Origin of the sequence: Lentzea albida, assembly GCF_900111005.1 — a bacterium.
Taxonomy (GTDB): domain Bacteria; phylum Actinomycetota; class Actinomycetes; order Mycobacteriales; family Pseudonocardiaceae; genus Lentzea; species Lentzea albida.
Map to the genome: position 1 here is coordinate 204,609 of NZ_FOFV01000011.1, position 12,923 is coordinate 217,531.

The window sequence follows — 12,923 nt, forward strand, 5'->3', positions numbered from 1 at the left end:
AGGGGATGCCGCGTAACCGACGCCCGCAGGACCGGGAAGAGAAGCGCGGCGAGATCGTCGCCGCGGCCACGCGGTTGTTCGTGGACGAGGGCTACGACTCCACGACGGTGGCGCGGATCGGGCGCGAGGCGGGGGTGACCTCCAACACCGTCTACTGGTACTTCAAGGACAAGGACGAGGTACTGGTCGCCGTCCTGGACGCGCTGTTCGCGCAGTTCCTGGCCGGCGTGGCGCAACGCTCGGCCGAACCGCCGGTCGAGCAGTTGCTGTGGGCCGTCGGCGAGCTGCGGCGGGTAGACCGGCTGATCACGACGGTGCACGCCAGGGTCGCTGCGTCGGAGTCGCTGCGGGTGTGGCACGACGGCTTCCACGCGCAGGTCGAGGCGGTCCTGCGGTGGCACCTGGCCGCGTTGGGGGTGCCGGAGGCCGAACAGGACGCGATGACCCGGATCGGCGTGTTCGTCGTCGAAGGGATGCTGACGCACACAGGCGACGCCGAGGGCGATCGCGCCGTCGTCGAGACGCTGGTCCGCAGCGCCCGTGGCATCGCCGCCGTGCCGGGTTCCGCCGACTCCCGGTGACGCGGCGGGCGCTACCGGCTCGCCGCGGCCGTGAACCGGGCCGTGAGGAACTGGACCTGGTCCGCGACGGCGCGCTCGAACAGGTCACCGACGTAGATGTCGAAGTGGTCACCGTCGTAGTGGTTGACCTGGACGTGGTCGCGCCCGGCCGCGAGGCGGGCCGTGGTGCGCGCGGGGGCGGCGCGGTCGTCGTCGCACACGCACAACAGGGCCGCCGCGGCGATCTTGCGCAGGTCCTTGCCCGGCCGGTACAGCGGTAGCCGCAACGCGAGCCGGGCCGCGATCGCGTTGGCGCTGTCACCGCCGCCCGAGCCCGTCAAGACGCCCCAGATGGTGTCGCGGCCGACAGCGGTGTCGCCGGGGCGGAACGGCTCCCCGGCCGTCTCGACGGTCGGGGACAGCCCCCTGCCCACGGCCGGGATGCGGGACAGGACCCCGGCGGTGCGAGGCGAGAGCCGCGACCCCGCCGGGATCAGCCTGGACGCCGCGGCGATCGCGGTCGGCGACACCAGGAAGGCGGGCATCCACCACACCCCGACCACCGGGGCCAGCACCGGCTTCGCCCCGAACACCGACCCCACGACATCGAGGACGGCGGCGACGACGAGCCCGATCATGCTCACCGGGCCGGACCGCAAGCGGGAGAGCAACGACGCCGGACCGTCGGTGAACGGACACTGGGCCACCACCGCGGCCACGCCGTGGTCCTCGCTCGCCACCCGCAGCACGTGCCCGCCGCCGAACGAGGTCCCCCACACCGCGACCTGGTCCGGGTCGACCTCCGGCAGCGACCGGCCGTAGGCCAGCGCCGCCCGCCAGTCGTCGAGCTGGTCGCCGATGTCGAGCAACTGACGAGGAGTTCCTTCGCTGGCCCCCAGGTACCGGTAGTCGAACACCAGCACCACCCACCCCTGCGCGGCGAACCGCTGCGCGAATGCGTCCAGCCGCCACTCCCGCACCGCACCCAGCCCGTGCGCCATGACCACCAGCGGCCGAGGCCCGCCGTCCGCCGCCGGCACGTACAGCCACGCCGCGCACCGCACGCCGCCGGACTCGAACCACACGTCCCGCCGCACCGCCGCGGCAGGGCTGTCCTTCTCCGCCGAAGTGTCCATTGCCCACCCCATCCGACTTTCTTGACTCGCGATCAAGAGCTGATGGAGACGAACGCTAGGACCGTCTTGATTTCCAGTCAAGAACGAGGGCTGGTGCCGTGCACGGGTGCACCGGCGCGGTGATCGCCGCGCTAGGGTTCCGTGCGTGCGTTCCCACGACTACGGCCGCGACGTCCTGTCGAACCCGAAGCGCAAGAAGGTCCCCGAGATCACGGCCGAACCCGGCCTCGTCGTCGAGGACCCCGCCAGCGGCTTCTGCGGGGCCGTCGTGAAGTTCGAGTACGGCCAGGTCGTGCTGGAGGACCGCCACGGCCGCCACCGGCTGTTCCCGCTCAACCCCGCCGGGTTCCTCGTCGACGGCAAGCCCGTCACCCTCGTCAAGCCGATGCCGCAGGCGCAGAAGCCCCGGACCAGCGCGTCGGGTTCGGTGCGCGTCGAAGGGCTGCGCGCGCAGACCGCCAAGGCCAGCCGCATCTGGGTCGAGGGCAAGCACGACGCCGAGCTCGTCGAACGCGTCTGGGGCCACGACCTGCGCGTCGAGGGCGTCGTCGTCGAACCCCTGCACGGCGTCGACGACCTCCCGCGCCTGGTCACCGAGTTCGGCCCCGCCCCGCACCGCCGCCTCGGCGTCCTGGTCGACCACCTCGTCGCCCGCTCCAAGGAACAGCGCATCGTCGACGGCATCACCGACGAGAACGTGCTGGTCACCGGCCACCCCTACGTCGACATCTGGCAGGCCGTCAAACCAGCGGCCGTCAAGATCGAGGCCTGGCCGAGCGTGCCGCGGGGCACCGACTGGAAGACCGGCGTGTGCGCCCGGCTCGGCTGGGGCGAGACGTGGGAGGGCTGGCAGCGCGTCCTGGGCGCCGTGAGCAGCTACAAGGACATCGAGTCCGACCTGCTCGGCGCCGTCGAACGGCTCATCGACTTCGTCACCGTGCCCCAGGACTGACCCGCGCGCAGCGCACTCGCGAAAGGCCCACGTCACCGGCTGCGCGAACGGCGCCGCGTGGTCGCGGCACCGCCGGATGATCGATTTCGCAACGGTCCGGGGCCCAGCACGGTGAATCTTCACGCTGCGTGGTCCCCGTTGGTGTATGTATGGGCTCATGGCCGCGCTGATCTGGCTGATCGTCGGGATACTGCTCGTCGTCGCCGAGGTTCTCTCCGGTGACTTCGTGCTGGTCATGCTCGGCGCCGCCGCGCTGGCCGCCGCGGGCGTGTCCGCACTGGGTGCCGCCGACCTGGTGAGCGTGCTCGTGTTCGCGGCCTCGTCGCTGGGCCTGATCGTCACGGCCCGGCCGCTGCTCAAGAAGCGGCTGCAGCTCGGGTCGAACGTGCGGATGCACCACGAGGCGCTGCTGGGCAGCAGAGCCGTCGCGGTGACGAAGGTGGACGAGCACGGCGGGCAGGTGAAGATCGGCGGCGACACCTGGAGCGCGCGCACCCTCGACGGGTCCGTGGTCGAAGAAGGCGAAGCCGTCACCGTTGTCGAGATCTCGGGAGCCACCGCCGTCGTCATCGCCGCGGTGTGACCCCCTGGGTGCGAACCCAAGAAGGATGTGAACCGAGTTGGACCCGATCACCCTCGTGATCGTCGCCGTCATCGCGATCTTCGTGCTGACCATCGCCGTCAAGTCCGTGCTGGTCATCCCGCAGGCGCAGGCCGCCGTCATCGAACGCCTCGGCCGTTTCCGCACCACCGCGGCACCCGGCCTCAACATCATGGTCCCGTTCATCGACAAGGTGCGCGCCCGCATCGACCTGCGCGAGCAGGTCGTGTCGTTCCCGCCGCAGCCGGTGATCACTCAGGACAACCTCACCGTCTCCATCGACACGGTCGTGTACTTCCAGGTCACCGACCCGCGCTCGGCGGTGTACGAGATCTCCAACTACATCGTCGGTGTCGAGCAGCTCACCATCACCACGCTGCGCAACCTCGTCGGCGGCATGAGCCTCGAGGAGACCCTGACCTCCCGCGACCACATCAACGGCCAGCTGCGCGGTGTGCTGGACGAGGCCACCGGCCGCTGGGGCCTGCGCGTGGCCCGCGTCGAGCTCAAGTCGATCGACCCGCCGCCCTCCATCCAGGACTCGATGGAGAAGCAGATGCGCGCCGACCGCGAGAAGCGCGCCATGATCCTCACCGCCGAGGGCCAGCGCGAGTCCTCGATCAAGACCGCCGAGGGCCAGAAGCAGTCGCAGATCCTCGCCGCGGAGGGTGCCAAGCAGGCCGCGATCCTGTCGGCCGAGGGTGAGCGGCAGTCGCAGATCCTGCGCGCGCAGGGTGAGCGCGCCGCCCGCTACCTGCAGGCCCAGGGTCAGGCCAAGGCCATCGAGAAGGTCTTCGGTGCGATCAAGGACGGCAAGCCCACCCCGGAGGTGCTGGCCTACCAGTACCTGCAGACGCTGCCGCAGATGGCGCAGGGCGACGCGAACAAGGTCTGGATGATCCCGTCCGACTACGGCAAGGCCCTCGAAGGGTTCGCCCGCATGCTCGGCGCACCCGGTGACGACGGCGTGTTCCGCTACGAGGCACCGGCCGACGACACCGAGCGGCCCAAGCCCGAGGACGACGACGAGTCGGTCGCCGCGTGGTTCGACCTCAAGTCGGACCCGAAGGTCGCGGAGGCCGTCGCCGCCGCGGAGGCGGTGGCGCGTCAGGAGGTGCCCGGCCCGCTGGGCACCCCGCCGCGTCCGGTGGCCGCGCCGTCCCCGGTCCCGGAGCTGGAGGCGGAGCAGCCCCGGTCGCTGCACCAGCCCGACGAACGGCTCTGAGCACCACCCGCGAGCGGCCCACCCCGATCACCGGGGTGGGCCGCTCCTCTGTGTGACCAGCGGAAACAGAAAGTTCCAGATTTTTTCCGGGCGCGTGTCGATCGAAGCACCCGCCCGTTCGACCTGGGCGTGAAAGGGTCCACAAGGGACCCGCACGAACCACCCGGGAGAGACTGACCATGAAGTTCATGCTGATCTGGCGCGTGACCTCCGACGAGGCCTGGGGCAACCTCGGCGAGATCGACTTCGACCAGATGCTCGAGACCGTCGGCCGGTTCAACGAGGAGCTCATCAACGCGGGCGTCCTCGTCGCCGCCGAAGGCCTCGCGCCGGCCGAGGAGGGCGTGGTCGTCGACTTCTCCTCCGAGCCTCCCGTGGTCACCGACGGCCCGTACGGGGAGACCAAGGAGCTGTTCAACGGCTTCTACCTGATCAACGTCCCCACCATCCAGGACGCGATCGAGTGGGCCAAGCGCACCCCGATGACCGCCGCCGGGTTCAAGACCGAGATCCGCCGCGTGCCGACGATCGACGAGTTCCCGCAGGACAACGAGTGGATCAAGAAGGAACGGGCGTGGCGAGAGTCCACCGGCCAGCTCTGAGTTTCCGCGCCTGAACTACTTTGGGCGCCATGAGCGACCCCACGGGACGCAAGGCCGTAGCCGCGGTGTGGCGCATCGACTCCGCGAGGATCATCGGTGCGCTCACCCGCTACACCGGCGACTTCGCCCTCGCCGAGGACCTCGCGCAGGAAGCCCTCGCCGAAGCGCTGGTGACGTGGCCGCGCGAGGGTGTGCCGAACAACCCGGCGGGCTGGCTGCTCACCGTCGGCCGGCGCCGCGCGATCGACGCGTTCCGCCGCCGCAGCGCCCGCGACGAGAAGTACGCGGCCATGGCTCACCACCTGCCCGAAGGCGGCGCGCTCACCGGCGCTGAACCCGGTCCCGCGCCCGACGACGTGCTGTGGGACCCGGACCAGATCGACGACGACACCCTCGCCCTGATGTTCACCTCCTGCCACCCGGTGCTGTCGCGGGAGGCCGGGGTGGCGCTGACGTTGCGCGTGATCGGCGGTCTGACCAGCGACGAGATCGCGCGGGCGTTCCTGGTGCCGACGGCGACGGTGCAGGCGCGCATCACGCGGGCCAAGAAGACCCTCGGGGCGGCGGGGGTGCCGTTCGAGGTGCCGCCGGTGAGCGAACGGCCCGCGCGCCTGGCGCAGGTGCTCAGCGTGGTCTACCTGATCTTCACCGAGGGTTCCTCCGCCAGCTCCGGTGACGAGGTCATCCGCTTCGACCTCGCCGGCGAGGCGCAACGGCTCGCCCGGATCCTGTCGCGGCTGATGCCCGAGGAACCCGAGGTGCACAGCCTGCTCGCGTTGCTCGAACTGACCGCCGCGCGGTTCCCGGCCCGCCGCGGCCCCGACGGCGAGACCGTGCTGCTGCAGGAACAGGACCGGCGTCGCTGGGACCGCTCCGCCATCGCCCGCGGCCGCGCCGCGCTCGCCAAGGCCACCGACGCCGGCCGCGGGTACGGCTACTACGGGCTGCAGGCCGCGATCGCGGAGTGCCACGCGCTGGCGTCCTCGGTGCAGGAGACGAACTGGGTCCGCATCGTCGCCCTCTACGACGGCTTGGGCCGTCTCGCCCCGTCCCCGGTCGTGGACCTCAACCGCGCGGTCGCCGTCTCGATGGCCCAGGGGCCCGCCGCCGCCCTGCCGCTCGTCGACTCCCTCGCGGGCAGCGACGCGTTCAAGGACTCGCACCAGCTGCCGGGTGTGCGCGGAGAGTTGCTGCGCCGCCTGGGCCGCGTCGACGAGGCCCGCACCGCGCTGGAGCAGGCCGTTCGTCTCTGCGGCAACGAACGCGAACGCGCCGTGCTGGCCCGCAAGCTGGCCGAACTGTAGGCGATCCGCCACGGAGGGTGAACCTTAAATCGTACGGGGGACATCGGTGGCACTCGACCGGGTGACACGGGAATGATGTTGTGAATGGACTCGCTGCCCGCCACCGTCGCCTCCGCGCTCGTCGAGGCCGACGACGAGGCGGACGACGCTGCCTGGCCCGCCCGCTGGCAGGCCCTGACGGCGGTGTCGGTCGAACTGCAGTCCCTGCTCGTCACCGACCCCGGCCCGCGGCTCGTCGCCCTGATCGAGGAGATCGTCACCCAGCTGGCCGACGGGGTCGCCGCCAGCCGCCGGCACCGCGTCGAGCTCGCCGAACTGGCCCACCGCGTCCTGACCACCCACGCCCGAGCCTGCGCCGAGACCGCCCCCGACCCGCGGCGGCTCGCCGACTGGCTGCTCGACCTGCAGCTGCACCACCCCGAGGCGCCCGACGTCAGCCTCGCCGCCTATGCCCGCGCGCTCGACGACGAGGGACTGGCCACCTACCGGGAGCGGGCGGTGGCGTTGTTCGAGCCGCTGCCGGTGATCGGGTTCGGTGAGACCGGCCGCTACGACCGCGCCCGCTGGGCGTTGCTGCGCGTCATGGAGGAGCTCGCCGAGTACACCGAGGACGTCGACCTGCAGCTGCTCGTGCTGTCGAAGGACCTGTCCTCGGGCTGGCACTACCTCCAGGTCGCGACCGTGCTGCGCGACAACGACCGCTCCGACGAAGCCCTGGAGTGGGTGGAGCGAGGCCTGCGGGCCGTCGGCGGCCGGGGCGCGGCGCTGCGGCTGATCGACCTCGCCGTGGAGGAGCACCTGCGCCGCGGCTCGCCCGGGCGGGCGGTGCAGGTGTGCCGGGAGGCGTTCTTCCTGCGCCCGAACCTCGACGTCTACCTCAAGGCGCGGGCCCTGGTCGTGCACACCGACGACTGGCCGCCGTTGCGCGCGGAGCTGGTGCAGCATCTCGTGCAGGACGGCAGCCGGCTCGCGGTCGAGGTCTACCGGCGCATCGTCGAGGTCGAGCTGGCGCGGCGGGGGATCGAGGAGCAGGACCTGGTCGTGGAATGGCTCGCGCAACTACGCGGTCTGCAGCCCGACGCGTTCGCCGACTACCTGGACCACATCAAGTCCCGCCACGTCGCCGACCGGGAACTGCTCGACGAGTTGTCCCGCCGCGGCTTCTGACCGATCCCACCTCGGATAGTACGTAGTCGTAATATCCTAGTTCGCATGATCGAGGCCGGAGGGGATCCGGTCCGCCCACGGCCGGGCGCGCTCGAGCTGGGCGGACACCGACAGCAGCGTGCACTCGTCGTGCTGGCGGCCCACGAGCTGCACCGCGAGCGGCAGTCCCTGCGACGTGCGGCCCGCCGGGACCGAGGCGGCGGGGTTGCCGGTGATGTTCCACAGCGGCAGGAACGTCGTGTAGTGCGAGGCCGCGAGCAACGCCGTGAACGCGCCGCGGCCGTCCCACTCGCCGACGCGGATCGGCGGGCGGGTCAGCGCCGGGGTGAGCAGCACGTCGACCGAGGTGAAGATCCGGTTCGCGTACGCGGTGAGGTCGGCGTCGCCACCGCACGCCCACCGCGCCACCCCGCGCGGCACCCGGCGGCCCAGCTCGCCGACCGCGCGGGTGCGGGGCTCGACCAGGTCCGGGAACTCCATGCCGGTGCGGGCCAGGTGGGCGTTGTGCAGGTAGCGCACGGCGAACCGGGTCGAGGCGGTGACATCGCGCATCGGCGGGTCCAGGCGCACCACGTCGTGGCCGAGGTCGGTGAGCAGCGCGGCGGTGTCCTGCACGGCGTCGCGGACCTCGCCGTCGATGGTGATGCCCGGACCCCACGGCCGCAGCGACACTCCGATCCGCAGCCTGCCCGGGTCCGTGCGCGCGGCCTGGGTGAAGCTCGTGCGCGGCGGGTGGGCGACGTGCGCGTCACCGGGGGCGGCGCCGCGGATCTGGTCGGCGACCAGCGCCCAGTCCTGCACGGTGCGGGTGATCGGCCCGGCCACGACGAGTCCGCCGAGCATCTGCGGTTCGGGGGACAGCGAGACGCGGCCGCGCTGGGGCTTGAGCCCGAACAGGCCCGTGACGGCCGACGGGATGCGGATCGATCCGGCCCCGTCGGTGCCGATCGCCGCGGCGGCGAGTCCTGCCGCCACCGCGGCGGCCGAGCCTCCGCTCGATCCGCCGGGCGAGTGGGTCGGCGACCACGGGTTGCGCGTCGGGCCCGCCCAGGAGCTCTCGGTGTGGGGCCACAGCCCCAGTTCGGGCATGCGGGTGCGGCCGATGACCACCGCTCCGGCCGCGCGCAGCCGGGCCACGATCGCGGAATCGGCCGGCTGCGGGGTGCGGGCGGCGTTGGTGCCCTTGGTCGTGGGCAGGCCCGCGATCGCGATGTCCTCCTTGACCGCGATCGGCACGCCCCGCAACGGCAGGTCCCCGGAGCCGCGGGCGTCGAGCCGTGCCGCCTCCTCGAGGGCCTGGTCGGCGAAGACCAGGCGGAACGCGTTGAGCCCCGGGTCGATCCGCTCGATGCGGCGCAGGTGTTCCGCGACCAGTTCCCGCGCGCTCACCTGACCGGATCGCACGGCGCGCGCCTGTGCGGCGACGCCCGCGAAACACAGCTCCGACAGCTCTGACGGCTCCATGGGCCGACCCTAAGCGCCCGCTGGTGATCTACGGAATGGGAGAAGCACACATGAGAGTCCTCGCGATGGCCGCCGCGGTCCTGGTCGCGGTGAGCACGACCCTGGTGTCGACGGCACCCGCGCACGCCTACCCGCAGGTGTCGCGCGCCGAGGTGATCGCCCGCGCGAAGTCGTGGCTGACGGCGGGGCCGGGCGGGGGACCGGTGCCCTACAGCCAGAGCGTGGGGTTGCAGGGGTACCGGCAGGACTGCTCCGGCTACGTGTCGATGGCGGCGAGGATCGACGCGCCGGGCAAGATCACCATCGACCTCGCGGACCGGCTGCACTCCGCGCCGATCGCGATGGCCGACCTGCGGTGGGGCGACATCGTCGTCAACACCACCGGTGACACCGCCGACGGACGGCACGTGGTGATCTTCGAGAAGTGGGCCGACCCGTACAGGACGGCGTATCACGCCTACGAGCAGCGCAGCACCTACGGCACCACGTACCGCGTGCTGCGCTACGGGATCTCCGCGACGGACAACTACCGGCCGCGGCGGCTGCTCAACGTGACCGGCTGAGCGCCGCGGTCGTCCTCGTGCGGTGGTTGGCGACGGCGACGCGGTTGGCGCATTTGGTGGAGCAGAAGCGCCTCTTGCCGTTGCGGCTGGTGTCGACGAACACCGTGTCGCAGCCGTCGCGCCCGCAGACGCCGATGCGCCCGGCGTCCTCGCAGAACAACGCCGCCATGCCCGCGGCGGTGTAGGCCTTCACGCGCACGTCGGTCGGCGCGTCCTCGCGGGCGTAGTGCAGGTGCGGGGCGCGTCCGTCGTGCGTGGAGATGTAGTGCGTGGTCGAGGAGCGGGCGAGCAGGTCGTTGAGCAGCTCGACGGTGGGCTCGCGGAACACCTGCCGCAGCCGCTCGACCCAGTCTCGTACGTCACGTTCCTGACGTGCGTCGAGCGAGCCCAGGGGCTTGTAGTCCGACGATTTCAGCACGTCGAGCAGGGGCAGTGCCGGGTCGGCGTTGACCAGCTTCGCGGCGAGTTCCGCCGCCGCCCCGCCGTAAGGGTTGAAATGCACTAGACCATGACAGCACGCTGGGATCCATGATCGCCACCTGCCCCGCCTGCCACTGGCCCGCCACCTCCGCCGTCTCCCGGCACGGCACCGTCGCCTACGTCCGCTGCGTGTGCGGCCTGTTCCTCGTGCTCGAACGCGGGACCGTCACCGCCACCGCCGGGACCAGCGCGTTCGCCCCGGCACGCCGGACCGGCGGTGATCTTGCTAGTGTCCCGGACCGTGAGCCGTCGTGATCTTCTGTGCGACACCGCGATCCAGATCCTCGCGGTGGACGGCGGCCGGGGCCTGACCCACCGCGCGATCGACCGCGAGGCCGGCGTCCCCCTCGGCACCACCAAGAACTACTTCCCGACCCGCGAGGCGATCCTCACCGCCTGCGCGGCCCGCATGACTTCCCTGCACCAGGCCGCCGTGCAGCGCCTGCGCGAGACCACCCCGCCCGACGTCACCGCGAGCGACGTCGCCGAGCTCTACCCGGCCCTGCTGCGCCGCGCGGTCGCCGACGACCCGACCCAGATGCTCGCGATGGTCGAGCTCTACCTGGAGGCCGTGCGCCGTCCGGGGGTGCGGGCGGCGCTGTCGGGCATGGTGCTCGCCAACGCCGAGGCCGCCGCAGCCCTGCAGCAGGCCGCGGGCCTGCCCTCGACCGTGCGCGACACCGGCCTGCTCGACGCCTACTTCCTCGGGGTGGCCATCTCGCTGCTCGCCCTGCCGGCCGAGACGCTCGAGACGGTGGGCCTTGACGACCCGTACGCGCTGGGGATCGGCGTGTTCTCCGCGACCGCGCCGAACACCGCCGCCGTGCCGCGGCGTCCGGCGGAGTCAGGCTGACAGGGCCGCCAGCAGCGCCTCGTAGGTGCGCTCCACGTCGGCGGTGTCGGTGTCGACGACGACCGAGTCGGGCGTGAGGTAGGCGGCGAGGTGGGTGTGGATGCGGCGGATGACCGCCACCCCGCCCATGGCCTCGACGGCCCGGTCGATGTGGTGCTCGCGCGCCTGGAACCGGTCGATCGTGGTCTCGGGCGAGGCGAGCAGCACGAACTCGACGTACTCGGCGCCCGCCGACGCCGCCGCCCGGGCGAACGCGTCGCTCTGGGAGCGGTCGGTGATCAGCTGCGGCATGACGACGTCGTGACCGGAGCGCAGGTGCGTGGTCGCCATCGTGATCGCCAGCGGGCGCACCAGGTTCACCGCGCCGGAGAAGTCGTCCTCCCACGCGCCGACCAGCCGGACGATCTCGTCGGCGTCGAGGTTGAGCGTGCGGGGGTGGTCGGCGGCGTAGCGGGCGGCGATCGTGGACTTGCCGACGCCGGTGGGACCGTTGAGGTGGATCAGCCTGGGCACCCGGCCGAGCCTAGGCCGTGGCCCGGAGGTCTCGTCGGGCGGCAGGGGCGGCCGGGCGGCGGCCCGTCACCCCCGGCGTTCAGCGGCAGACGCGCACCAGCTCGTCGATCGCCGTCGCCACCAGCGCGATGGCGACGTCGGGGGACTTGCCGCAGCTCGCCGGCCGCGGCGGCACGGACTTCTCGGTCAGCGCCACCCGCCACTCGCGGCCGTCGGCGTGCCGCACCGTCGCGGAGTCCCCGGTCTCGGCCACGACGGTGAGCACGTCGCGGGTCTCCCCGATCTGCTGCCGCACGGCGACCTCGGCGACCTGACCCCGGGGGGTGAAGCAGGAGCGGCCCCGGCACCGGTCGGCGACGATGCCCTCCGTGACGACGCGCTGCGCCAAACGGTGGTCGAGTCGCCCGTACAGGTGACCGGTGGGCAGCAGCACGCCGGTGGGCGCGAAGCGGTGACCGCCGGTGTGGGTGCACTCCCACAGGTTCAGCGCGGTGGCGATCGGACGGCCGTACAGGGCGCAGCAGACGTCGCGTTTGCTGTTCGTGCAGACCAGCAGCAGCGGATCGTCGACCGGCGTGCCGAACGCGGTGGAACGGCCCGCGCCCAGTGCCGCGAAGTCGAGCTCGAGGGCCTCCTCCGGCGAGGCGAGATCGGCCTGTTCCAGCCATGATCCACCGGGCTTCGTCGAGGCCAGGTACAGGCGGCGGCGTGCGGGCACGTGGTCGTCGGCGTGCTTGCCGGGGCGGCGGATCAGCAGGATGCGCACCCCGGTGCCGTCGGCGCGGCGCTGCAGCTCGGCACCCAGTTCCGGGTCGAGGTGGCTCTCGGTCAGCGCGTCGCGGCCCCACGGGCCGGGCTGCTCCAGGCACAGCCACGCCGTCGCGGTCGCGGCCGTGCCGGCCAGCGGTTCGCCCGCGAAGTCGGAGAGTATCGAGCACCTCATCTGCACACTCTATAGGGCCGTTCGGGTGATGAGTAAGGACACCCTTACTCGGTCGGGTGTGATGTAGGACATCGCCGTCCGAATCACTAGGTTTCCGGTCATGAACGTCGTGGTGTGGATCGTGTCGGGTGTTCTGGCCGCCCTGTACCTCATGGCGGGCTTCACCAAGCTGGCGAAGACGAAACAGGACCTGCTCGCTGAGCCGCGCATGGCGTGGGCGGGGGACTTCACGTCCGGTCAGGTCAAGGGCATCGGCGCGGTCGAGGTCGCGGGCGCGCTCGGCCTGGTGCTGCCGTGGCTCACCGGCGTCGCGCCGGTCCTGACCCCGATCGCCGCGGCGGGCCTCGCGGTGGTGCAGGCCGGGGCGGCGGTCACGCACCTGCGGCGCGGCGAGAAGGCCACGCTGCCGATCAACGCCGTGTTGTTCGCGCTGGCGGTGTTCGTCGCGGTCGTGCGGTTCGGTCAGCTCTAACCCCTTCCGGCCCCAGGGTGGAAGTGCGGTGGGTCCTCGCCGGGATACCACCGCGTTCGCGCGCCCCACCAGCCGGTGCCGGTCCCGA

Annotated in this window: 16 protein-coding genes; 11 read left to right on the forward strand and 5 right to left on the reverse strand. The window is 72.0% G+C overall.

The window, feature by feature from the left end; translation table 11 throughout:
• Positions 1-5: 5 nt before the first annotated feature.
• On the forward strand, positions 6-581 hold the full coding sequence (locus BMY74_RS26410) for a TetR/AcrR family transcriptional regulator (protein ID WP_089920662.1): 576 nt from the start codon (positions 6-8) through the stop codon (positions 579-581).
• 11 nt (positions 582-592) lie between these two features.
• Here the strand turns inward: BMY74_RS26410 and BMY74_RS26415 are convergent, their stop codons facing one another.
• Positions 593-1,696 (reverse strand): alpha/beta hydrolase, encoded by a 1,104-nt coding sequence (locus BMY74_RS26415; RefSeq protein WP_089920664.1) that lies wholly within the window; start codon positions 1,694-1,696, stop codon positions 593-595.
• A 145-nt stretch (positions 1,697-1,841) separates the two neighbouring features.
• Here BMY74_RS26415 and BMY74_RS26420 point away from each other — a divergent pair, with 145 nt between their 5' ends.
• The 6 genes from BMY74_RS26420 to BMY74_RS26445 all read left to right on the forward strand — a co-directional run bounded on the left by BMY74_RS26420 (position 1,842) and on the right by BMY74_RS26445 (position 7,547).
• On the forward strand, positions 1,842-2,648 hold the full coding sequence (locus BMY74_RS26420) for a DUF3097 domain-containing protein (RefSeq protein ID WP_089920666.1): 807 nt from the start codon (positions 1,842-1,844) through the stop codon (positions 2,646-2,648).
• Positions 2,649-2,805: 157 nt separating this feature from the next.
• On the forward strand, positions 2,806-3,231 hold the full coding sequence (locus BMY74_RS26425; protein ID WP_089920668.1) for an NfeD family protein: 426 nt from the start codon (positions 2,806-2,808) through the stop codon (positions 3,229-3,231).
• A 46-nt stretch (positions 3,232-3,277) separates the two neighbouring features.
• Entirely contained in the window at positions 3,278-4,474 is a 1,197-nt protein-coding gene (locus tag BMY74_RS26430) for an SPFH domain-containing protein (protein ID WP_177229935.1), read from the forward strand.
• A gap of 179 nt (positions 4,475-4,653) precedes the next feature.
• Positions 4,654-5,076: a YciI family protein gene (locus BMY74_RS26435; RefSeq protein WP_089920672.1), complete on the forward strand. Its 423-nt coding sequence runs from the start codon at positions 4,654-4,656 to the stop codon at positions 5,074-5,076.
• A 29-nt stretch (positions 5,077-5,105) separates the two neighbouring features.
• Positions 5,106-6,380, forward strand: coding sequence for an RNA polymerase sigma factor (locus BMY74_RS26440; RefSeq protein WP_089920674.1), 1,275 nt, complete (start codon positions 5,106-5,108; stop codon positions 6,378-6,380).
• Between the two features lie 84 nt (positions 6,381-6,464).
• The gene (locus tag BMY74_RS26445; RefSeq protein WP_089920676.1) at positions 6,465-7,547 is read left to right on the forward strand and encodes a hypothetical protein; all 1,083 of its coding nucleotides are present in this window, start codon (positions 6,465-6,467) and stop codon (positions 7,545-7,547) included.
• 36 nt (positions 7,548-7,583) lie between these two features.
• Here BMY74_RS26445 and BMY74_RS26450 read toward each other — a convergent pair whose 3' ends face one another.
• Complete coding sequence (locus BMY74_RS26450; protein WP_089920678.1) at positions 7,584-9,011, reverse strand: amidase; 1,428 nt, start codon at positions 9,009-9,011, stop codon at positions 7,584-7,586.
• Between the two features lie 50 nt (positions 9,012-9,061).
• On the opposite strand from BMY74_RS26450, the gene BMY74_RS26455 reads away from it, so the two are divergent.
• The gene (locus tag BMY74_RS26455; protein ID WP_143091713.1) at positions 9,062-9,574 is read left to right on the forward strand and encodes a hypothetical protein; all 513 of its coding nucleotides are present in this window, start codon (positions 9,062-9,064) and stop codon (positions 9,572-9,574) included.
• On the opposite strand, the gene BMY74_RS26460 is transcribed toward BMY74_RS26455, so the two are convergent.
• The gene (locus BMY74_RS26460) at positions 9,558-10,076 is read right to left on the reverse strand and encodes a CGNR zinc finger domain-containing protein (protein ID WP_089920682.1); all 519 of its coding nucleotides are present in this window, start codon (positions 10,074-10,076) and stop codon (positions 9,558-9,560) included. The two genes, BMY74_RS26455 and BMY74_RS26460, sit on opposite strands and share 17 nt — an antisense overlap.
• 26 nt (positions 10,077-10,102) lie before the next feature.
• On the opposite strand from BMY74_RS26460, the gene BMY74_RS44330 reads away from it, so the two are divergent.
• Both BMY74_RS44330 and BMY74_RS26465 read left to right on the forward strand, forming a co-directional pair.
• Positions 10,103-10,309 (forward strand): hypothetical protein, encoded by a 207-nt coding sequence (locus BMY74_RS44330; protein ID WP_143091714.1) that lies wholly within the window; start codon positions 10,103-10,105, stop codon positions 10,307-10,309.
• A complete protein-coding gene (locus BMY74_RS26465; protein ID WP_245786374.1) occupies positions 10,296-10,907 on the forward strand; it encodes a TetR/AcrR family transcriptional regulator in 612 nt (203 codons plus the stop codon). Before BMY74_RS44330 ends, BMY74_RS26465 begins: the two co-directional genes overlap by 14 nt.
• On the opposite strand, the gene BMY74_RS26470 is transcribed toward BMY74_RS26465, so the two are convergent.
• Positions 10,899-11,420: an AAA family ATPase gene (locus BMY74_RS26470; RefSeq protein ID WP_177229928.1), complete on the reverse strand. Its 522-nt coding sequence runs from the start codon at positions 11,418-11,420 to the stop codon at positions 10,899-10,901. The genes BMY74_RS26465 and BMY74_RS26470 overlap by 9 nt on opposite strands.
• 79 nt (positions 11,421-11,499) lie before the next feature.
• Positions 11,500-12,363 (reverse strand): ferredoxin family protein, encoded by an 864-nt coding sequence (locus BMY74_RS26475; protein WP_089920928.1) that lies wholly within the window; start codon positions 12,361-12,363, stop codon positions 11,500-11,502.
• Between the two features lie 100 nt (positions 12,364-12,463).
• On the opposite strand from BMY74_RS26475, the gene BMY74_RS26480 reads away from it, so the two are divergent.
• Positions 12,464-12,835, forward strand: a complete 372-nt coding sequence (locus BMY74_RS26480; RefSeq protein WP_089920686.1) for a DoxX family protein — start codon at positions 12,464-12,466, stop codon at positions 12,833-12,835.
• Positions 12,836-12,923: the final 88 nt, after the last annotated feature.